Source organism: Methyloferula stellata AR4 (assembly GCF_000385335.1).
In the GTDB taxonomy this organism is placed as follows: Bacteria; Pseudomonadota; Alphaproteobacteria; order Rhizobiales; family Beijerinckiaceae; genus Methyloferula; species Methyloferula stellata.
Genome location: NZ_ARWA01000001.1, coordinates 2,019,817 through 2,039,031, shown reverse-complemented (window position 1 = coordinate 2,039,031; position 19,215 = coordinate 2,019,817). Strand labels below are relative to the sequence as shown.

General features: G+C 60.2%; 17 protein-coding genes. 7 read left to right on the top strand and 10 right to left on the bottom strand.

What is annotated here, in order from left to right:
- Positions 1-44: 44 nt before the first annotated feature.
- Complete coding sequence (locus A3OQ_RS0110075) at positions 45-458, top strand: NADH:ubiquinone oxidoreductase subunit NDUFA12 (protein ID WP_020175261.1); 414 nt, start codon at positions 45-47, stop codon at positions 456-458.
- 240 nt (positions 459-698) lie between these two features.
- A complete protein-coding gene (locus A3OQ_RS0110070) occupies positions 699-1,388 on the top strand; it encodes a DUF2155 domain-containing protein (protein ID WP_020175260.1) in 690 nt (229 codons plus the stop codon).
- An 18-nt stretch (positions 1,389-1,406) separates the two neighbouring features.
- On the opposite strand, the gene aat is transcribed toward A3OQ_RS0110070, so the two are convergent.
- Positions 1,407-2,090: a leucyl/phenylalanyl-tRNA--protein transferase gene (gene aat / locus A3OQ_RS0110065; protein WP_020175259.1), complete on the bottom strand. Its 684-nt coding sequence runs from the start codon at positions 2,088-2,090 to the stop codon at positions 1,407-1,409.
- Between the two features lie 146 nt (positions 2,091-2,236).
- Here aat and A3OQ_RS23535 point away from each other — a divergent pair, with 146 nt between their 5' ends.
- Both A3OQ_RS23535 and A3OQ_RS0110055 read left to right on the top strand, forming a co-directional pair.
- Positions 2,237-3,100, top strand: a complete 864-nt coding sequence (locus A3OQ_RS23535) for a hypothetical protein (RefSeq protein ID WP_020175258.1) — start codon at positions 2,237-2,239, stop codon at positions 3,098-3,100.
- A 410-nt stretch (positions 3,101-3,510) separates the two neighbouring features.
- Entirely contained in the window at positions 3,511-5,571 is a 2,061-nt protein-coding gene (locus A3OQ_RS0110055) for a carbohydrate porin (protein ID WP_020175257.1), read from the top strand.
- Positions 5,572-5,597: 26 nt separating this feature from the next.
- Here the strand turns inward: A3OQ_RS0110055 and cimA are convergent, their stop codons facing one another.
- The 3 genes from cimA to cysS all read right to left on the bottom strand — a co-directional run bounded on the left by cimA (position 5,598) and on the right by cysS (position 9,155).
- The gene (gene cimA / locus A3OQ_RS0110050) at positions 5,598-7,193 is read right to left on the bottom strand and encodes a citramalate synthase (protein ID WP_020175256.1); all 1,596 of its coding nucleotides are present in this window, start codon (positions 7,191-7,193) and stop codon (positions 5,598-5,600) included.
- Positions 7,190-7,705, bottom strand: coding sequence for a GNAT family N-acetyltransferase (locus A3OQ_RS0110045; RefSeq protein ID WP_020175255.1), 516 nt, complete (start codon positions 7,703-7,705; stop codon positions 7,190-7,192). Before A3OQ_RS0110045 ends, cimA begins: the two co-directional genes overlap by 4 nt.
- An 85-nt stretch (positions 7,706-7,790) precedes the next feature.
- Positions 7,791-9,155, bottom strand: a complete 1,365-nt coding sequence (gene cysS / locus A3OQ_RS0110040) for a cysteine--tRNA ligase (protein ID WP_020175254.1) — start codon at positions 9,153-9,155, stop codon at positions 7,791-7,793.
- A 305-nt stretch (positions 9,156-9,460) separates the two neighbouring features.
- On the opposite strand from cysS, the gene A3OQ_RS0110035 reads away from it, so the two are divergent.
- Positions 9,461-9,790 (top strand): hypothetical protein, encoded by a 330-nt coding sequence (locus tag A3OQ_RS0110035; protein ID WP_020175253.1) that lies wholly within the window; start codon positions 9,461-9,463, stop codon positions 9,788-9,790.
- A gap of 19 nt (positions 9,791-9,809) precedes the next feature.
- Here the strand turns inward: A3OQ_RS0110035 and A3OQ_RS0110030 are convergent, their stop codons facing one another.
- A complete protein-coding gene (locus A3OQ_RS0110030) occupies positions 9,810-10,340 on the bottom strand; it encodes a CreA family protein (protein WP_051116030.1) in 531 nt (176 codons plus the stop codon).
- A gap of 274 nt (positions 10,341-10,614) precedes the next feature.
- Between A3OQ_RS0110030 and A3OQ_RS21950 the strand changes: the two genes are divergently transcribed.
- Positions 10,615-11,778, top strand: a complete 1,164-nt coding sequence (locus A3OQ_RS21950) for a DUF2865 domain-containing protein (protein WP_020175250.1) — start codon at positions 10,615-10,617, stop codon at positions 11,776-11,778.
- Here the strand turns inward: A3OQ_RS21950 and gltX are convergent.
- Positions 11,741-13,081, bottom strand: a complete 1,341-nt coding sequence (gltX, locus tag A3OQ_RS0110020) for a glutamate--tRNA ligase (protein ID WP_020175249.1) — start codon at positions 13,079-13,081, stop codon at positions 11,741-11,743. The genes A3OQ_RS21950 and gltX overlap by 38 nt on opposite strands.
- On the opposite strand from gltX, the gene A3OQ_RS21945 reads away from it, so the two are divergent.
- Positions 13,075-13,602 (top strand): PilZ domain-containing protein, encoded by a 528-nt coding sequence (locus tag A3OQ_RS21945; protein ID WP_152428387.1) that lies wholly within the window; start codon positions 13,075-13,077, stop codon positions 13,600-13,602. The genes gltX and A3OQ_RS21945 overlap by 7 nt on opposite strands.
- A 227-nt stretch (positions 13,603-13,829) precedes the next feature.
- On the opposite strand, the gene A3OQ_RS0110005 is transcribed toward A3OQ_RS21945, so the two are convergent.
- From A3OQ_RS0110005 to A3OQ_RS0109990, 4 genes are all read right to left on the bottom strand, one after another.
- The gene (locus tag A3OQ_RS0110005; protein ID WP_020175246.1) at positions 13,830-14,375 is read right to left on the bottom strand and encodes a hypothetical protein; all 546 of its coding nucleotides are present in this window, start codon (positions 14,373-14,375) and stop codon (positions 13,830-13,832) included.
- A gap of 24 nt (positions 14,376-14,399) precedes the next feature.
- Positions 14,400-16,607, bottom strand: coding sequence for a xanthine dehydrogenase family protein molybdopterin-binding subunit (locus A3OQ_RS0110000; RefSeq protein ID WP_051116029.1), 2,208 nt, complete (start codon positions 16,605-16,607; stop codon positions 14,400-14,402).
- Between the two features lie 11 nt (positions 16,608-16,618).
- Positions 16,619-17,074: a (2Fe-2S)-binding protein gene (locus tag A3OQ_RS0109995; protein ID WP_020175244.1), complete on the bottom strand. Its 456-nt coding sequence runs from the start codon at positions 17,072-17,074 to the stop codon at positions 16,619-16,621.
- A 239-nt stretch (positions 17,075-17,313) separates the two neighbouring features.
- Positions 17,314-18,981: an NAD+ synthase gene (locus A3OQ_RS0109990; protein ID WP_020175243.1), complete on the bottom strand. Its 1,668-nt coding sequence runs from the start codon at positions 18,979-18,981 to the stop codon at positions 17,314-17,316.
- Between the last annotated feature and the right edge of the window lie 234 nt (positions 18,982-19,215).

Below are 19,215 nucleotides of genomic sequence, written 5' to 3'. Positions count from 1 at the left end.
GCCCCGATAAGCCGTGCCCGACGATGTCCTGACCGGAAAATCCCATGCACGGCCTTCTGAATTGGCTCGCTCAAATCTTCACCTGGTGGAATGGCGCGACCCTCAACACGCGGTTTTACACTTGGCGTCACGGCGAGAAGGTCGGCGAGGACGAGTTCGGGAACATCTATTATCGAAAGCCCGGCCCCGATCCTGCGCTCGGCTTCGAGCGGCGCTGGGTCATCTATAAAGGCTACGCCGAGGGCTCGGAGACGCCGCCCGGCTGGTACGGCTGGCTGCACCACACGGTCGATATCCCGCCGACGGAGGAGAGCTATAAGCCCCGCGACTGGGAACTGCCGCATCTGCCCAATATGACGGGCACGCCGCTGGCCTGGCGGCCGCCGGGCTCGACCTTGCGCAGCGGCGAACGGCCTCCGGCCACGGGCGATTACGACGCCTGGACGCCGAGCCCTTGAGATTGGCCCTTGAGACTTTGGTCCCCAAAACGCGAGAGCCGCCCTATTCCGGCCCGTCTTTGATGATTGCTGTCGGCGTCATCGGTAACGCGTCTATCGTTCACCGCGTCATGCCCGGCACTCGGGTCCGCCTTGGCGGCCCGAGCACAGGCTCTTGAGCCGGGCATCCATGGATAGCCTTTATTTCTAGATCTGCGTCTGGATGCGCGGGTCAAGCCCGCGCATGACGGTTCAGGTTGAATGTTCTACCCAGAGACGAAGCACCCTTTGAGACTATCAATCAAACTCGCAGCTTCCGCGCTCGTCCTATGCGCAGCGGTCGGTCCCGCCTCAGCCGACAAGATCAAACATCCGATCGCTGTCTTCTCCGGCCTCGACAAGATCACCGGGCGCATCATTTCCTTCGAAGTCGCAACCGACGAGACCGTGCAATTCGGCTCGTTGCAGATCACCGAACGGGTCTGCTACACGCGTCCGCCGACAGAGGCGCCGCAAACGACGACCTTCATCGAAGTCGAAGAGGTCGATGCGGCGGGCGGATATAAGAAGATTTTTTCGGGCTGGATGTTTGCGTCGAGCCCCGGCCTGCATGCGATCGAACATCCCGTCTATGATATCTGGCTGACCAATTGCAAAGGCGGCACCGAGATCATTCCCTCGCCCCCCGATACGGCCGATGCCGAGCAGGTCCCGCCGCCGCCTCCGCCGGTCACCGCGCAAGATAAGCCGAAGCCTAAACCGCGTAAGGTTCAGCCAGCGGACGACCTCAATGGCGGACCTGTCGAAGTCGGAACGCCGCCGGTGCCGCCCGGCACCGTTCCGCGCGGGCAGCCATCGCAACGCTATTATCCGACGCAGGCGCAACAACCGCAGCCACAGCCGCGCCAGCAGCCCTCGTTCTGGGATTCGCTGCGCAACGGATTTCAATAAAGCCGGCCGCTCTGAAACTTAGTCCGTTTCAGCCGCCTTCGCCAAAGCCGCAAGCGCCTGTGCGCCCGACACGCACTCGCCTTTCGGCCAGATCCAGAAATCGCCGCGATGCGCCATGGCCTTGGCGAGCCGCAAGCGATAGGCGTCGCGCGGGATTTCGAGCGCGCCCAGCGTCGCCAAATGCGGCGTCACGAATTGCGCATCGAGAAGGCTGAACCCGCCGGCAGCCAGCCGCGCCGCGAGATGCACGAGCGCCACTTTCGACGCATCGGTCTTGCGATGAAACATGCTCTCGCCGAAATAGGCCGCGCCGAGGCTCACGCCATAAAGGCCGCCGACGAGTTCGCCGTCGAACCAGGTTTCGACCGTATGGACATGACCCATATCGAAGAGTTCGCGGTAAAGCGTCCGGATGCGATCGTTGATCCAGGTCTTCTCGCGGCCGGCATCGGGCGCCGCGCAACCGTCGATGACGGCGTCGAAATCATAATCGACTCTGACCTCGAACCGATCTGCGCGCACCACTTTGCGCAGGCTTTTCGAGATCACGATCCCATCCAAGGGAAAAATCCCGCGCGCTTCGGGATCGACCCAGTAAAGGTTCGGGTCTTCCGCGCTTTCGGCCATCGGGAAAAGCCCGATGGAATAGGCGCGAAGCAGAATATCCGGCGTGATCTCGAACTGATTGCGCGGGCGAGCCATAGGCTTAAACCTGGACCTTTCCACCGCGTGACGTCAAGCGCAGTCGAACCTGTCGTGCTTTTGAGATCGGATCAGACTATACTTAACGCGCCGACGGACGGCAGGGCTTGACGCTCTTTGGCAGGTCCCGCAGGTGATCAATGACAATGTTCCGCCCCCTACGCCTCACTTTTCCGCTTCTGCTGGCGATTTCGTTTCAGCCTTCGCTGGCCGATGAAGCAAAGACTGAGTCCGGCTCAACCGCGCCGGACATCGACACCGAGCATATTTTCGGTTTCGCCGAGGGGTCCGACATTGGTTTGAAAGGCGAACGCGAGATCGAGAGCGTCACCATCGGAAGTTTCGGCGCGATCGGCAACTACAACAATGTCGACAACGAAACCTCGTTTCGTTACGGCGTCACTGATAATCTGCGGCTCTCGATCGGAACGCTCACAGATTATTACAATATTCATGGTGTGCAGGGTCTCAGCGACCGCAGTTCGGTGAGTTTCAGTGGCCTGATCACTGAGTTGCGCTGGAAAATTGTCGATCGTCTGACGCAACCTTTCGGGATGACGCTCTCTATCAACCCGGCATGGCGCCAATTCGATCCGACCTCGGGCGAGAGAAGCGGAAATTATGCCGTTCCGGTGACGCTCCTCATCGATAAGGAGGTGATCCCGAACAAGTTGTTCGCGGCACTCAACCTTATCTACACGCCGTCATTCCTTCGCGTGAATGGCGCAAGAGGTCATGACGATTCCTTTGCGGTCATAGCGGCCGGGAGTTACGCGATAGCGCCGAATATTTTTGTCGGCGCGGAAATCCGCCACGAGAACCTGGCCGAGAACGGCTCTCTCGACGCCCATGCCCTCTTCGTCGGGCCAAGCCTATTTTACAGGTTATCCGGAGACTTCACGGTTAAGGTCGCCTGGGCCGCGCAAATTCCCGATATAGGTGCGACGCGCCTCGATCTTAGCATCTACGAACGCCACCAGGTCGAACTCCAATTCGCCTATACTTTTTGAGCTTCATGCACTCAAAACTATCGGCATGAGGTAGCATGCCACAGTGATCTCGGTTGACATCAATGCGTCCTGGCTGCGGGCCAGGAAGGTGAGCCATGAAAAAGCTCTTCGATGTTCGCGCGGTCGAGAGCCGCGTTCAATCCGTAACCTTTGTAAAGTCCTGCCGGGGCCGCCCTCGCGGCTGCGTCTGGCGGCCTGATTAGAACAAATCAAAAGTATTTCGCCATCATGTGGCAATAGACCAAATAATTCTGCAACATGTCCGTACGAAACTTCGCATTCAAGGCCCCGCTGCTAGACATTCGCCGCAGCTTAAATCTATTGAATAATAGGCGAGTTCGAATCGACGCGCTCTATAGCGTCACCGCTCTACCTGATGAAAACGAGCGACCGATAACCGGGGGGTTGTCATGAAGATCCTTGGGGCGTTCAGCACGGCCCTGGCGATGTCAGCTTGGCCGCTGACTCTCGCCTTCGCCGCCGACCCCGCCGGGATCCCGCAGCCTGCCCTGGTCTCGATCAACCCATGGGAAGGATTCTATGCCGGCGGAAATGTCGGATATGTTTTCGCCGGAAGCTCCTCTTACGCCACTGATCTCTCGGGCGTGCCATCGGCCGGACGGACGAGCGTGGTCGGCGAGGAACACATCGATTACGCGCACCAATTCGGCCCGCTCTCCGGCGGTTTTCAGGCCGGGTACAATCATGTGACCGCCTCGGGTCTCCTGCTCGGCGTCGAGGCCGACTTTTCCTTTCCGGCCATCCTGCGGAGCAATCTGCAGCAAAACATCGCCGCCCTGGGGCCGTCGGTCGTCAACGACAACATCCAAATATACGGTTCCTTGGGCGGTCGTGTCGGCTACACGTTCGGCAATTGGCTCGTCTACGGCACCGGAGGGTTCGCCTATGATCGAGACCGATTGAACACCACGGATTTCGCGAGCGGTAACGTCGACGATAATGTCTATTTCTGGCGGCCCGGTTGGACGGCCGGGGCCGGCGTCGAAGTTTTGCTGACGGCGAATTTGAGCGCCAAGCTCGAATATGCCTTCTTCGATTTCGCCCGCGCCAACACTTACCTTCCGATCGCCGGCGAACGATACAATTCCGATCTCACCTTCCAGACAGTGCGGGCCGGGTTGAACTATCATTTCGGCGACAATCCATTCGCTCCTACCGTTCCGGGAACGACCGGCGGGATTCTTCCTCCCTCCCTTCGCGACAATATGAGTATCCATGGGCAAGCGACTGTCATCGGACAGGCCAATGCGCCGTTCCCCGCCGCCTATTCCGGGACAAACAGCTTGAATCAATACGGTGAACTGCGTGAGACGTTCAGCGTGACAGGATATTTCGGTTTCAAAGACCCCTACGAAGGCACCGAATTCTATATCAACCCCGAGGCGTTCCAGGGCTTCGGACTTTCCAATACGCACGGCCTTGCCGGCTTCTCGAACATCGAAGCCCAGAAGGCCGGTTATGATTTTCCGCATTACAATTCAGCACGCTTGTTTCTTCGCCATGTCTTTGGTCTAGGCGGCGAGCAGGAGGATATAGCGGACGGTCCGAATCAAGTGGCCGCCAAGGAAGATATCTCCCGGCTGACGTTCACATTCGGCAAGCTCTCGGTTGGGGACATCTTCGACAACAACACCTACTCGCACGATGGACGAGTCGGCTTCATGAATTGGGCCTTGGTCGATTCCGGCGCGTTCAATTATTCCGCCGATCAGCAAGGCTATACTTATGGGTCGGTGCTCGAACTGAACCAGAAGGAATGGGCGGTCCGCGCCGGCTATTTTCTGGTGCCCGATGTTTCCAACGGGGAAAATATCGATACGAGGATCGGCCGGCGAGGCCAGACCCTTGTCGAGCTCCAACACAACTTCTCGCTGTTTGGAATGGACGGGGTCATCCGCGTCCTCGGCTTCGAGAGTCAATTCTACGCCGGCAGCTATGCCGCCACACTTTCCAATCCCGTGCTCATCAATCCTATGACCGATGGCGGTACGCCGGACATCGCGGCGACACGCAAGACGCGATCGCAATTCGGCTTTGTCGGCAATGCCGAGCTGGCCGTGACCAAGGACCTTGGCCTATTCGCTCGGCTCGGATGGTGGAATGGGCAATCGGAAATCATGTATACCGATATCAACAGCAGCATCTCTGCCGGAGCTGTCTTGGCGGGAACGTCGTGGGGGCGTCCTCTGGATAGGATCGGGTTGGCGACAGCCATCAACGGCATTTCCAGCAGTTACCAGAATTTCCTCAGAATTGGCGGCCTGGGCGTCAACATCGGTGATGGGGCGCTGAGCTATCGGCCGGAGTCGATCGTCGAGACTTACTATTCGTATAGCGTGACGCCGAATATCTTCCTCAGCGCCGATTACCAGTTCGTGGCCAATCCCGGTTACAACTATGTGCGCGGGCCAGTGTCGATCGGCTCGGTGCGGCTGCACGTGCAGCTTTAAGCGTCGCGAAGGAAGGCCAAAGTGGATTACTTCGCGCCCGCCTTCAGCAATTTATACGTAATCGCGTCGGTCAAGGCCTGAAACGAAGCATCGATGATGTTGGCCGAGACGCCGACCGTCGACCAGCGCATATCGTCCTTATCGGCGAATTCGACGAGCACGCGCGTCACCGCGTCCGTACCGCCCTGAAAGACGCGGACGCGATAATCGACGAGTTCGACATCCTCGATGAAACGCTGATAGCGCCCGAGATCCTTGCGCAGCGCAAGATCGAGCGCATTGACCGGACCTATGCCTTCGGCCGCCGACAGTAAAAGCTCGTCATGCACGCGGACCTTGACCACGGCCTCCGAGACCGTCACGAGATCGCCCTGCGCATTGTGGCGGCGCTCGACGCCGACGCTGAAGCGCTCGACATCGAAATAATCCGGCACCTCGCCGAGCACGCGGCGCACCAGCAGCTCGAAGGATGCCTCGGCGCCTTCATAGGCATAGCCGAGCGATTCCTTTTCCTTCACTTCGTCGAGCAGCCGATTGATGCGCGGATCGTCCTTCGCGAGCATGACGCCGATGCGCTCCAGCTCGGCCAAAATATTGGACCGCCCAGCCTGATCGGAGACGATGACCTTGCGCTGATTGCCGACGCTTTCGGGCGTCACATGTTCGTAGGTGGCCGGATCCTTCAGCACGGCAGAGGCATGAATGCCGGCCTTTGTCGCAAAGGCCGAGGCGCCGACATAGGGCGCATGGCGGTTCGGCTGGCGGTTCAGCAATTCGTCAAGCGCATGGCTGATCTTCGTGATTTGCGCGAGCTTCTCGAGCGGCACGCCGATCTCATAATGATCGGCATAATCCTTCTTCAACAGAAGCGTGGGGATGATCGACATCAGATTGGCATTGCCGCAGCGCTCGCCCAATCCGTTGAGCGTGCCTTGAATATGCCGTGCGCCCGCGCGCACCGCGGCCAGCGAATTCGCAACCGCGTGTTCCGTGTCGTTATGCGCGTGAATGCCGAGATGGGAGCCAGGAATATGCGCCGTCACTTCCGTGACGATGCGCTCGACTTCATGCGGTAGACTGCCGCCATTCGTATCGCAGAGCACGATCCAACGCGCGCCGGCCGCGTGCGCGGCCTTGGCGCAGTCGAGCGCATAGGCGGGGTTCGCCTTGTAGCCATCGAAGAAATGCTCGCAATCGAGGATGACTTCGCGCCCGCGCGCGGCTGCCGCCTCCACCGACTGGCTGATGCCTTCGAGGTTCTCATCGAGCGTGCAGCCAAGCGCCACACGGACCTGATAATCCCAGGTCTTGGCGACATAAGTGATGACATCGGCATCGGCTTCGAACAGGCTTGCGAGGCCCGGATCGTTCGCAACCGACCGCCCGGCGCGCTTGGTCATTCCGAAAGCCGCGAAACGCGCCTTTTTCAGCACCGGCCGCTTGGCGAAAAAGGCCGTGTCGGTCGGATTGGCGCCAGGATAGCCGCCCTCAATATAATCGAGGCCGAGATCGTCGAGCAGGGCCGCGATATGGCGCTTGTCGTCGAGCGAAAAATCGACGCCTGTCGTCTGCGCGCCGTCGCGCAAGGTCGTATCGAAAAGAGCGAGCGTCTCGCGGCTCATTTCGGCGCTCCTTGCTGCGCCTGCACCTCGAAGCGCTTTTCCATATGCGTATTGCCGAGCCATTCGTCGCCGCAAGGCACGGTCTGGCGGCGCTGCGCCACAAACCCGCGCTTTTTGAAAAAGGGCTCGGCCGTGTCGCTCGCGTCAACGGTGAGATGCGTCGCGCCGCGCGCATGTGTCAGCTTTTCGACCGCATCGGTCAGCAAGGTGGCCACACCGCACAGGCTCATGCTCGGATGCACGTAGAGCATGTCGATATGGTCCTTGCCCTTGACGCTGATGAATCCGACCGGCGAGCCCGCCACCGTGGCAACGAGGGTCAATTGCCCGGCAAGCCGCGCGATGAACGCTTCTTCGTCGTCGGCGACGGCGATCCAGGCGCCCCGCTGCGCGTCGTCATAATCCTCGACGGTCAATTCCTCGATACTGTCGCGAAAGATCTGCGCGAGGAGTTCGCCATCCTTTGGGAGAAACGGACGCAGCGCCGCCTTGGAAAAAGCCTCGGTGTTCATCGCTTCACCTCCCAGCCGGAGCGCAAACCCTCTCCCTGTGGGAGAGGGTGGCCGCGAAGCGGCCGGGTGAGGGGTAAGAGATGACTCATCGCTTCACCTCCCAGCTCGTCGTCCCGTCCTTATTGTCCTTCAGCGCGACGCCCATATCGGCGAGTTCATCGCGGATGCGGTCCGACTCCGCCCAATTCTTCGAAGCCCGGGCCTCAAGCCGCGCGTTGATCAGATGCACGACGCGAATTTCATCGATCGCCATCGATGCCGGCTTCCAATGCGCCCATTCGGCCTCGGTCTTCTCGAAGAGCCCGAGAAGCTGCCCAGAGGAGACAAGCCGCGCGCCTGCGAAAGCGACCTCTTCCACCGCCTCTTTATAAAGGCGGCGCAGATGCGTGATAGCCTCGGGCGTATTCAGATCGTCGTCGAGGGCTGCTTCGAACTCCGGCGGGATCATGGCTTCTGCCGCTGCATATTGCTTGGCGACCGGATACCAGCGGGAGAGTTCGCGCTCGGATTCTTTCAGACTGGCGATCGTCCAATCGATCGGCTGGCGATAATGCGTCTTCAGCATATTGAAGCGCACGACCTCGCCCGGCCAATCCGCGAGCGCCTGCCTGATGGTGACGAAATTGCCGAGGCTTTTCGACATTTTCTCGCCTTCGACCTGCAAATGCCCATTGTGCATCCAGACATTCGCCATGATCGAATGGCCGAAGGCGGAGCAGGTCTGCGCGACCTCGTTCTCGTGATGCGGGAAGACCAGATCGATGCCGCCGCCATGAATGTCGAAGGTTTCGCCCAGATGTTTCCAGCTCATCGCCGAACATTCGATGTGCCAGCCTGGACGCCCGCGCCCCCAAGGGCTCTCCCAGCCGGGTTCCGAAGGCTGCGCCGGCTTCCACAAAACGAAATCCATTGGCCCGCGCTTGTAGGGCGCAACCTCGACACGCGCACCGGCGATCAGCTCGTCGAGCGGACGTTTGGAAAGCTGGCCATAGGCGGGCATAGACGGCACGTCGAAGAGCACATGGCCCTGCGCCACATAGGCGTGGCCATTGGCGATCAGCTTCTCGATGATGGCGATCATCTCGGCCATATGCTCGGTCGCCCGCGGCTCGACGGTCGGCGTCAGGCAGCCGAGTTCGGCAGCGTCTTCGTGGAAGATCTTCGTCATCTCATCCGTCAACACGCGGATATCGACGCCACGCTCCGCCGCCCGCGCGTTGATCTTGTCGTCGACATCGGTGATGTTGCGGACATATTTGACATGCTCGGCGCCATAGATGTGGCGCAACACGCGAAACAGCACGTCGAAAACGATCAGCATCCGGCCATTGCCGATATGCAGATTGTCGTAGACCGTCGGGCCGCAGGCATAGAGCCGCACATGCGCCGGATCGATGGGCGTGAAGACGTCCTTCTGACGGGTCAGCGTATTGTAAAGGCGCAATGCCATAGAATCCCTCTCAAGCCCTAAGCTGGCCTGGGACGCCGGTGTCTTAACTCTGGAAGGAGGACAAGACGGCTCAAGCCAGCGCGGGGCTAGCCGATAATAATCTCAATGGTCGGACAAGTTCCGATCGAGCGCGTCATCCTTGAACCATGCCTGTTTCGGTGCCCCCGCGTCAAGCCTTCTTCACGGACTCGCTCCAAAGCCACTGCGCCAATTAACTTTTTCTTCAACGGAAGGCGGCAGATTCAGGGAATACGTAGATTCGACTATGCCGGCCGCTGGCAAGCAGGCCGGTGCGAGAGACACCCATGTTCCCGGCCCATATCGACTATCGCAAGGCCCTTCAGATCATCCTCACCTTGGCGGCGGGATGCCTGTTCATCATGGCCATGCATGTCACGGCCCAGGCGGGTCAGACCCAAACCTTCGTCATTCCCATGGGCGAGGGCTATGGCATTCAGGACTGCATGATGGATCGCGCATCCTGCGGCCAGGTCGTGGCGGATGCCTGGTGCGAAGCCCACGGACTTGCCAGATCAGCGAGCTACGGACCGGCCGAAGATATTACCGCCAGCACCGGCGTGGCGGACACGCCGAAACTGCAACCCGGGTCATTCGTCGTCACCTGCCAGGAATAACCCGTCATTTATTGACGAGTCAGTTCTTCAGCCAATCGGCGCATTTTTGCACCTCGCCGCTGCCGCCCCAGGGCGCGATCGGCACGGTCGATGTCGAGTTTTTCGGCGATCCCTCGATCAGCTTATCCGAATAGACCATATAGACGAGCACGTTGCGCTTGGTGTCGCAGCCGCGCACGATCTGCATCTTCTTGAAGATGAGCGACCGGCGCTCGCTGAAGACCACATCGCCCTGCGCGAATTTCTCCTTGAAGGTGATCGGTCCATATTGCCGGCAGGCGAGCGAAATATCCGAGACCTGCTCGGCGACGCCGAACGTACCGGCGATCCCGCCTTTTTCCGGCAAAGTATAGTGGCAGGCGACGCCATCGACCGCCGGATCGTCGAGCCCATAGGTGGCAAGCTTGTCATTCGGCGTCAGGAAGTGAAATACCGTCGACTTGCGGAAGATGAGATCCGGATCATCGGCCGCCGCCGCCGGATGGGCGGCCAGAAGCATCATGCTCAAGACGGCCGAAGCCGTTACGCGCACGAACCGATCTATAAGCATGTTCAGCCCCTTAATGTTACGGTGCCATACATATGGCATCCATGATCCCTCGCGCCAGAGGCGGAGGGCGACAGGGCGCCGCACCGATTTTTCGCGGCTCCGGTCAAGATTGTGCGGCCCGTCATGTTTGCACCATGAAAAAGGAGACAATCCCCACTCATAAAGAAGTAACCAATAATCGCGACATGATTGAAAATGAGACGATTCGGGGCGGGAACGCGTCAATCTTGTCCGCTTGGCTGCGCCGCGTTGGCAAGCGGCGCATGAGGATTGAATGAATCAGGTGCGGTACGGGGCCTATAGGTTTGGGGCCAATCCCGAAAAGCAAGGATCTGCGACGCGACGGCGGCTGCGCGGACGGTTTTGGCGTCTCGCGACGGGCCTTTTCGCGATCCTTACCGCTTTCCTCGTCACCGCGCCCATTCATGCGCAAAACGCAGATTGCGACCGCATCCGCGCCCAAATCGCCTATATCGACCAAAACGGCGGAGGCGGCAGCAGCCGAGCCGGCCAATATGCGTCCGCCGCGGCGCGTCAGCAGGCCGAACTCGAGCGGACATCGAACTATGCGCGCTCGCTTGGTTGCGACCGGGGTGGCTTCTCCTTTTTCGGCGCCGGCCAGCCATTGCCACCGCAATGCAGTGGGCTGAATGCGCGCATCCAGGCCATGCAGGCCAATCTCGGCAAATTGCAGGGCATGGCGGGCGGCGGCGGTTCGCGCCAGGATCTGGTGGCGCGCTACAATGCCTATTGCCGCAGCCAGCCGCGCGGCTTTTTCGACTCGCTTTTCGGCAATTCAGGCAATTCGCAACCCGATATTCCGCTCGAAGCGCCGCCCACCGACGAACAGACCCCGCGCGGCGGCTCGCAAGCGATCTGCGTGCGCACCTGCGACGGCGGGTTCTTCCCGCTGAATTATTCGGCCCGAAACGGCAATCTCGAAACGCTCGGAGAGCTCTGCACCGCGCTTTGCCCCAATGCCGAGGTGAGCCTTTATACCCGCAACCCGGACAATGACGTCGGCACCGCCGTGGGCGCCGACGGAACGCCCTATCGCGATCTTCAAAACGCGTTCAAATTCCAGAAGAGCTACGATTCCAACTGCACCTGCAAGGCAAAGGGTGAATCCTGGGTTCAGGCCCTGAGTCAGTCCGATGCGGAACATGTGCTCGGCCAGGAGCGCAAAGGCGACATCATCGTCACGCCGGAAAAATCGCTCGAAATGTCGCGGCCGAAAGTCGAAGCCGTGCGCAGCCGGGTTCAAACCGCCGATCCGAACCTGCCGGCCCTCCCGTCGAGCGCGACGCCCGCCACGAATAGCGCCATCACGAGCATGCCGCAGGCAAGTCCGCCATCTCCCGATCAGGCAGACACGGCGGAAGTCACCGGCCCCGATGGCGTCAAGCGGCGCGTCCGGATAGTCGGGCCGACGCCTTAAGCTTGCCGATCAGCGGCAGGAGCCCGGCCAATTCCGGCCCCTGCTCGCGCCCAGTGAGCGCCAGTCGCAAAGGATGGAACAAAGCCCTGCCCTTGCGCCCTGTCCGGCTCTTCAAAACCTCGGTCCAAGCGGCCCACGCATTTTCGTCCCAGGGCTCTTCCGGCAAGGCTCTGCCCGCTTCTTCCAGATAGTCGAGGTCTTCGCGCACCGGCTCGATCTCGCCCTCGATAATGCGCCACCAGGTGACGACATCGAGGAAGGTCGAAAGATTGCCGCGCACGGCAAGCCAAAAGGCTTCGGCCTTGTAGCCGAGGATGTCATGCGCCGCGAGCCGGTCGCGCACGGTCTCGAAAGGCAGCGCATGAAGCGTGCGCGCCGAAAGGCCCGCGAGTTCGGCCGGATCGAATTTCGCCGGCGTCCGTGAGATATGCGAGGGCTCGAGATCCTTGCCGAGCTCTTCGAGCGAGGTCACGGCATGAACCGCATGCGACGTGCCGGTCAGCACCGCCAAAGCGGCGACCGCCAAGGATTCGATGTCCTGGTCGCGCAACCCGCCGATCGACAGCGCGCCTGAACGTTTCGACAGACCTTCGCCGCTCTCCGACACCAGAAGATTGTGATGTGCGAAGACCGGCGCCGTGCCGCCCAAAGCCTCGAAAAGCTCGATCTGTACGGCCGTATTCGTCACATGATCTTCACCGCGGATTACATGCGTGATCTTCTGGTCGAGATCATCGACGACCGACGGCAAAGTATAGAGATAGGAACCGTCTTCGCGCAGCAGAACCGGGTCCGACAAGGATGCGGAATCGATGTGACTTTCGCCGCGCACGAGATCGTTCCAATGCACGGTTCTATGCTCGAGCAGAAAGCGCCAATGCGGCTTGCGGCCTTGCGCTTCGAGAGCAGCCCTGTCGTCGGGCGTCAGCGCCAGCGCGGCGCGGTCATAGACCGGCGGCTGGCCTTTCGCCTGCTGGCGTTTGCGCTTGCGGTCGAGTTCGTCCGCCGTCTCATAACAGGGATAAAGCCGGCCCGCCGCGCGCAGCCGCTCGGCCGCCTCATGATAAAGCGCGAAACGCTGCGACTGCCGCAAGACGAGGTCGGGCTTCACGCCGAGCCAGGCAAGATCGACCTCGATGTCGAGCGCATATTCTTCCTTCGAGCGTTCGAGATCCGTGTCGTCGAAGCGCAGCAGGAAGAGCCCGTTATGGGCCTTGGTGAAGAGATAATTGAGAAGCGCGGTCCGGGCATTCCCGAGATGGATGCGGCCGGTCGGCGACGGGGCGAAGCGAACGATTGTCATTAGGTTTTTTAGCATTTTCCAGTGGCGGGGACAGCCGCGTTGATTGGAGCCCAAGTCAGCTCAAATGCCGGCTTTGGTTAACAAAATCTAAAGTCTCGCATCGAAATGGCCTGCGTGTTGCTGCCTTGGCCTTATCAATTTTCTTTTGTGCCATTGAGGGATTCATGCAAGAGCGCCGCAATTTTCACAGGGGCCGGACGTTTCTCAGCGGCCGGATCACCTTCAACAATCGATTTTCCACCATGGATTGTTTGGTCCGCAACCTGTCCCAGAATGGCGCGAAGCTTATCATTTCGAGCCCGGTCATGATACCGCATGAATTTGATATTCACATTCATAGGAAAGGCGACAGTCAACGCGCGCGCCTGATCTGGCGCAGCGATACGGAAATGGGGATCGCCCTCGTACGTGCCGGTGACGGCGCAGTCGTGTCGATTGAGACGGCACGGCGGATCAGAATGCTTGAGGCCGATCGCGACGCCTTGGCAAAGCGCGTCACCGAACTCAGCGTGCCCGCATAATGTTCAAGTGGGCCGCAACCTTCATATTTAACCGGCTCGTTTTTTTGGCCGTGGTCATCCTTGTTTTGAACACCTACGCCAGAAGTACGTGTTCCCCCGGCGACGGCAATCTGTTCAGCCGGCTTGAGCAATCCCTGTCTTCGCTCAAGGATGTCGCCCGCGCATTGCAATAAGGCGCACCGGCAGGCCGCGCATGCGCCTGCCGGTGAAGTCGAACAGCCGGCGATCTAGGCCGGGCAAGGTGCCCCGGCCGCTTCCCAGACTTTCATCAGATCGATGAACTCGTCGTGCGAGATCGGCACCGGCTTGCGGCCTGCGCCGGGATTCCAGCCCCACAGCACGAGCGGCGTGCTCATATGCTCGATCAAGGCGGGCACGTCGCGATCGCCATTGCCCTTGCGGTCCTTCAACGCATGGCAAAGCTCGGCATGGGTCAGGCCCTGCCAGGACATGCTTTTGGGCGCGAGCGACCATTCGGGCGCACCGGGCACGATCGACATTTTGCTGTTCTCGTCGCGATGGCAGGCATAGCAGCGCTCGCCGGGCGCGCCGAGATTGTCCGCGCCGCGCGCGACATTCATGAGATGCGGATGGCCGTCGTCGCCATTCAGCGGGGCATCGCCCGCCGGATGGCAATTCACGCAGCGCGGGCTTTGGAGAACCGTCGCGATCTTATCGAAGGCCGCCGTCCCCTGATCCTCGGCCTTGCTTTGCGTGAATGTCCCGGGCGCGAACAGCGCCGCGAGGACCAAGACAGAAAGGGTCTTGAACATGGAAAATGCCTTTCGTCGCAAGAATCAGGAGCGGCTCAATTCGCCGAAATCCCAAGGCAGGGACGACAGGCGCTTTCCCGTCGCGGCGAAGACCGCATTCGAAACGGCCGGCGCGACCGGCGGCACGCCGGGCTCGCCTATGCCTGAGGGATCCTCCGTCGAAGGCACGATATAGACTTCGACCTTCGGCATGTCCGACAATCTCAAGGGCTCATAGGTATCGAAATTGGATTGCTCCACGACACCATCCTTCAAGCTGATCTGATTGCGCAGCGCCGCGCCAAGCGCATAGCCGGCACCGCCCTCGACCTGTGCCTTGATCACGTCGGGATTGACCGGAATACCGCAATCGACGGCGGCCACGATGCGGTCGACCTTGACCGAACCGTCCTTGCTGACGGTGACATCGGCGACCATCGCCACATAAGTCTTGAAGCTTTCGTGCACGGCGATGCCGCGGCCCTGGCCTGCCGGCATTTTTTGGCCATAGCCGGCCTTTTCCGCCGCGAGCTTCAAGACGCCGACATAGCGCGGCTCGTCTTTCAAGAGTTCGAGGCGGAACGCGAGCGGATCCTTGCCCGAAGCGGCAGCCAAGGAATCGACCATGGTTTCGACCGCTTGCGCGGTGTGGGAATGGCCGACCGAGCGCCACCACAGAGTCGTGACAGGCGATTGCGCGCGATGCCATTCGACCGAGAGATTGTCAATCGCGTAAGGCATGTCGGCCGCGCCTTCGACGGCCGTGTCGTCGACGCCATTCTTCACCATCACCTTCTCGAAGGGCGTGCCAAACATGAAGGACTGGTTGACGATGCGCGATTCCCAACCCGCCACATTGCCCTTCGCGTCGAGACCGGCGCGGATGCGATGCACCGTGGTCGGCCGGTAATAGCCGCCGGACAGGTCGTCCTCGCGTGTCCAGACGAGATGGATCGGCTCTTTGCGCTGCGCCACTTTGGCGATCATCGCAAGTTCAGCGATATAATCGGCCGTCGGCGTCGCGCGGCGGCCGAACGAGCCGCCCGCCCAAAGTGTGTTGATGGAGACCTGCTCAGGCTTGAGGCCCAAGATCGCAGCCGCCGTTCCCTGCTCTACAGTCTGGAACTGCGAGCCCGCCCAGATTTCGGCCGAACCATCATCCTTGATTTGTATGGTGGCGTTCAAAGGCTCCATCGGCGCATGCGCGAGATAGGGAAACTTATATTCGACATCGATGACCTTGACCGCCGCGTCGAGCGCTTTCGACGCATCGCCCTTGCGCTTCGCCGGCGTGCCCGGCGTCGCCGCCAATTTGCTATAGGCGGCATAGATCTGATCGCTCGACCGCGTTTCGGCCTTCTGATCATCCCACTCGATCTTCAACGCCTTGCGGCCCTTCATGGCGGACCATGTGTCGGTTGCAAGAACCGCGACGCCTTGCGGGATTTGAATCACATCGACGACGCCTTTGACCGCCTTGGCGCCTGTCGCATCGAAGCTCTTGACCGTGCCGCCGAAGCGCGGCGAACGCTGCAAGACGGCCGTCAGCATGCCCGGCTGCTTGTGATCGAGCGCGAAAATGGGCTGACCCGTGGTCTTCATCACCGAGTCGAGGCGGGGGATGACCTTGCCGATATAGATCCAGTCTTTCGGATCCTTTAGCGTGACATTCACCGGCACCGGCAGAGCCGCGGCCTTCTCAGCGAAGGTGCCGAAGGGGGCCTTATGGCTGCCCGAAATCAAGACGCCCTTGTCAATGCGAACGGAAGACGCCGGCACTTTCCACGTCTGCGCGGCAGCTTCGATCAGCATTGCGCGGGCGGCCGCGCCAGCCTCGCGCAACTGCTTCCACGAATTCGCGATGCCGGAGGAACCGCCCGTGCCTTGCACGCCGAACGCAAGATTATTGTAAAGCGCCACATTGGCCGGCGCGAATTCGGTTTTGACATGCGCCCAATCGGCATCGAGCTCATCGGCGACGACGGTCGCCAGGCCCGTTGCGATGCCCTGCCCCTTGTCGAGATGTTTGACGATCACGGTGACGGTACTATCGGGCGTGATGCGAATGAAGACATTGGGTTGCGGCGGATCGTTCGCGGTGAGCGCATAGGCTTTGTTGCCGAGCGGAACATAGGCGGAAAGCACCAAGGCACCGCCGGCGGCGGCAGACGTCTTCAGAAAATTCCGGCGCGAGGGCGAAGCCGGCATCGCGCTTTTCGAGGTCATGGGTGAGGTCGTGGGTTCGTCCAACATGGTTTTCCTCCTCACGCGATTTCTTTGGCGGCTTGATGCACGGCGGCTCGGATGCGCACATAAGTGGCGCAGCGGCAGACATTGCCGTCCATCGCCTTCTCTATGTCTTCGTCAGTTGGTTTTGGAATTTGCGACAGAAGGCCGATCGCGCTCATGATCTGACCCGACTGACAGAAGCCGCATTGCACGACATCGAGCTTCTGCCATACGGCCTGGACGGTGTGCGCGATCTTGCCGCTGACGCCTTCGATCGTGACGACTTCGCGGTCTTGCGCATCCCGCACCTGGATCTGACAGGAGCGCACGGGCTCGCCATCGAGATGAACCGTACAGGCGCCGCATAAAGCCGCGCCGCAACCGAACTTGGTGCCGGTCAATCCGACATGGTCGCGCAAGGCCCATAGAAGCGGCATTTCGGGATCGACGTCGACCGCATGAGCGGTGCCGTTAATGGAAAGGTTGATCATGATCAGAGCCCCAATGGCAGCAAGATTTCAGTGAACGCATCTGTTCGGGCGAACAAACGCTTTGATGGCGCGACCAGTTTTCACCGGCGCCGGACATCGCGGCAGGACTGCCGCGCAAAGGGAGAGACAGGCACGCAGCAGCACTGTTTCAGCCAAACAATGCATATGCCCGCTTTTTCTAAGGGTGGGGCGGAACCTTAATCGGTTCAAGAGGATCCGCTCTATTTCCGATCACGAAATTATGAAATGTCGCGGAAGCGATTCACGATCGGATATCGTCTGTCGCGGCCAAAATTTTTCTTTGTGACTTTAACGCCTGGGGCCGATTGCCTGCGTTTATATTCGGCAAGATATAGCAACCGCTCGATTTTTTTTACGGTCTCGGAGTCGTGGCCTACAGCGACAAGATCGGTGACGCTCAAATCATGTTCGATGAGACCTTCGAGAATCGCATCGAGGATGGCATAGGGCGGCAAGGAATCTTGGTCGGTTTGATTCTCGCGCAGTTCCGCCGTCGGCGGTTTCGTTATGACGTTGGGGGGAACAACGATCCCTCCCGGCCCCAGGGCGCCTTTCGGTTTCCAATGATTGCGCAAATGCGCGAGACGAAAGACTTCGGTCTTGTAGAGATCCTTGATCGGATTGAAGCCGCCGTTCATGTCGCCGTAGATCGTCGCATAGCCGACCGACATTTCGGATTTATTGCCGGTCGTGACCAGCATGGACCCGAATTTATTCGAGACCGCCATGAGAAGCGTGCCGCGCACGCGGCTTTGAATATTCTCTTCGGTGACATCGCGCTGTGTCTCCGCAAAAAACGAAGCGAGCACCGCCTCTATGCCTTCGACGGCGGGCGCGATGGGCAGAAGATCGTAGCGCACCTTCAGCGCCTCGGCGCAGGCCTTGGCATCGGCCAGCGACTCCGCAGAGGTGAAACGATAGGGCAGCATCACGCAATGCACGCGATCCGCGCCGAGCGCATCGACGGCAATCGCCGCGCAAAGCGCCGAATCGACGCCGCCTGAGAGCCCAAGCACCACGCCCGGAAAACCGTTCTTGCCGACATAATCGCGCAAGCCCAGCACGCAGGCTTGATAGTCGGCGGCATCGCCGTCCTCGCGCGGCGCCTGCGGCCCTTCGGTGCAGACCCAAGTGCCGTCGCGCCGCTCCCAGACCGTCTTGGCGACCGTCTCCGCAAAGGCCGGAAGCTGGAAGGCCTGGCTTCCATCGGCATTCAAGGCAAAGGAAGCGCCATCGAAGACGAGATCGTCCTGGCCGCCGAATTGATTGAGATAGATGAGCGGCAAATGGCTTTCGCTCACGCGCGCCTGGGCGACCGCCAGACGCTCCTCGGTCTTGCCGCGCCAATAAGGCGAGCCGTTCGGCACGAGCAAAATCTCGCCGCCGGTTTCCGACAGGCATTCGACCGGCTCCGGTCCCCAAATATCCTCGCAAATCGGAACGCCGATCCGCACGCCCCGAAACGCGATCGGGCCGGGCATGGGACCCGGCGCGAAGACACGCTTTTCGTCAAAGACGCCATAATTCGGCAAATCGACTTTGAACTTCACCGCTTCGATGCGGCCCTGGTCGAGAAGCGCATAAGCATTAAAGCATGACCCATCCTCGCCCCAGGGCAGGCCGACGAGAATGGCCGGACCTTCATCGGCCGTGTCGCGCGCGATCTCCTCGCAGGCGCGCCGGCAGGCGTCTTGAAATGCGGTTTTCAAGACGAGATCTTCCGGCGGATAGCCGGAGAGGAAGAGTTCGGAAAACATCACGACGTCGGCGCCGAAGCGTGCCGCCTCGGCCCGCGCCTTGCGCAGACGCGCGACATTGCCGGCAATGTCGCCGACAGTTGAATTGATCTGCGCGAGCGCGATGACGAGACGATCGACGGGTGTCATGAAGTGAAGAGCACCATGGGGCGGCTTATTGAAGGACAGGCACGCCAACCCTCTCCCATCCTAACTCGGGCTTGCCTGAGTTAGGCATTTTTATTGTGCAAGTTGGGCAAGCCCAACTTGCATGAGAGGGTGGTCAGCGGAGCTGACCGGGTGAGGGCTTAGGATCACGACTGAAAGAACGTAACCCCTCATCCGTCATGCTTCGCATGACACCTTCTCCCACAGGGAGAAGGA

Coding starts and splice junctions, on each gene's coding strand:
- A3OQ_RS0110030 (WP_051116030.1), bottom strand. CDS start 10,340: ATGCTTATAGATCGGTTCGTGCGCGTAACGGCTTCGGCCGTCTTGAGC.
- A3OQ_RS0109995 (WP_020175244.1), bottom strand. CDS start 17,074: ATGATCAACCTTTCCATTAACGGCACCGCTCATGCGGTCGACGTCGAT.
- aat (WP_020175259.1), bottom strand. CDS start 2,090: ATGGCTCGCCCGCGCAATCAGTTCGAGATCACGCCGGATATTCTGCTT.
- A3OQ_RS0110035 (WP_020175253.1), top strand. CDS start 9,461: ATGTTCCCGGCCCATATCGACTATCGCAAGGCCCTTCAGATCATCCTC.
- A3OQ_RS0110045 (WP_020175255.1), bottom strand. CDS start 7,705: ATGAACACCGAGGCTTTTTCCAAGGCGGCGCTGCGTCCGTTTCTCCCA.
- A3OQ_RS0110075 (WP_020175261.1), top strand. CDS start 45: ATGCACGGCCTTCTGAATTGGCTCGCTCAAATCTTCACCTGGTGGAAT.
- A3OQ_RS0109990 (WP_020175243.1), bottom strand. CDS start 18,981: ATGACACCCGTCGATCGTCTCGTCATCGCGCTCGCGCAGATCAATTCA.
- A3OQ_RS0110070 (WP_020175260.1), top strand. CDS start 699: ATGTTCTACCCAGAGACGAAGCACCCTTTGAGACTATCAATCAAACTC.
- cysS (WP_020175254.1), bottom strand. CDS start 9,155: ATGGCATTGCGCCTTTACAATACGCTGACCCGTCAGAAGGACGTCTTC.
- A3OQ_RS0110000 (WP_051116029.1), bottom strand. CDS start 16,607: ATGTTGGACGAACCCACGACCTCACCCATGACCTCGAAAAGCGCGATG.
- A3OQ_RS0110055 (WP_020175257.1), top strand. CDS start 3,511: ATGAAGATCCTTGGGGCGTTCAGCACGGCCCTGGCGATGTCAGCTTGG.
- A3OQ_RS0110005 (WP_020175246.1), bottom strand. CDS start 14,375: ATGTTCAAGACCCTTTCTGTCTTGGTCCTCGCGGCGCTGTTCGCGCCC.
- A3OQ_RS21950 (WP_020175250.1), top strand. CDS start 10,615: ATGAATCAGGTGCGGTACGGGGCCTATAGGTTTGGGGCCAATCCCGAA.
- A3OQ_RS23535 (WP_020175258.1), top strand. CDS start 2,237: ATGTTCCGCCCCCTACGCCTCACTTTTCCGCTTCTGCTGGCGATTTCG.
- gltX (WP_020175249.1), bottom strand. CDS start 13,081: ATGACAATCGTTCGCTTCGCCCCGTCGCCGACCGGCCGCATCCATCTC.
- cimA (WP_020175256.1), bottom strand. CDS start 7,193: ATGAGCCGCGAGACGCTCGCTCTTTTCGATACGACCTTGCGCGACGGC.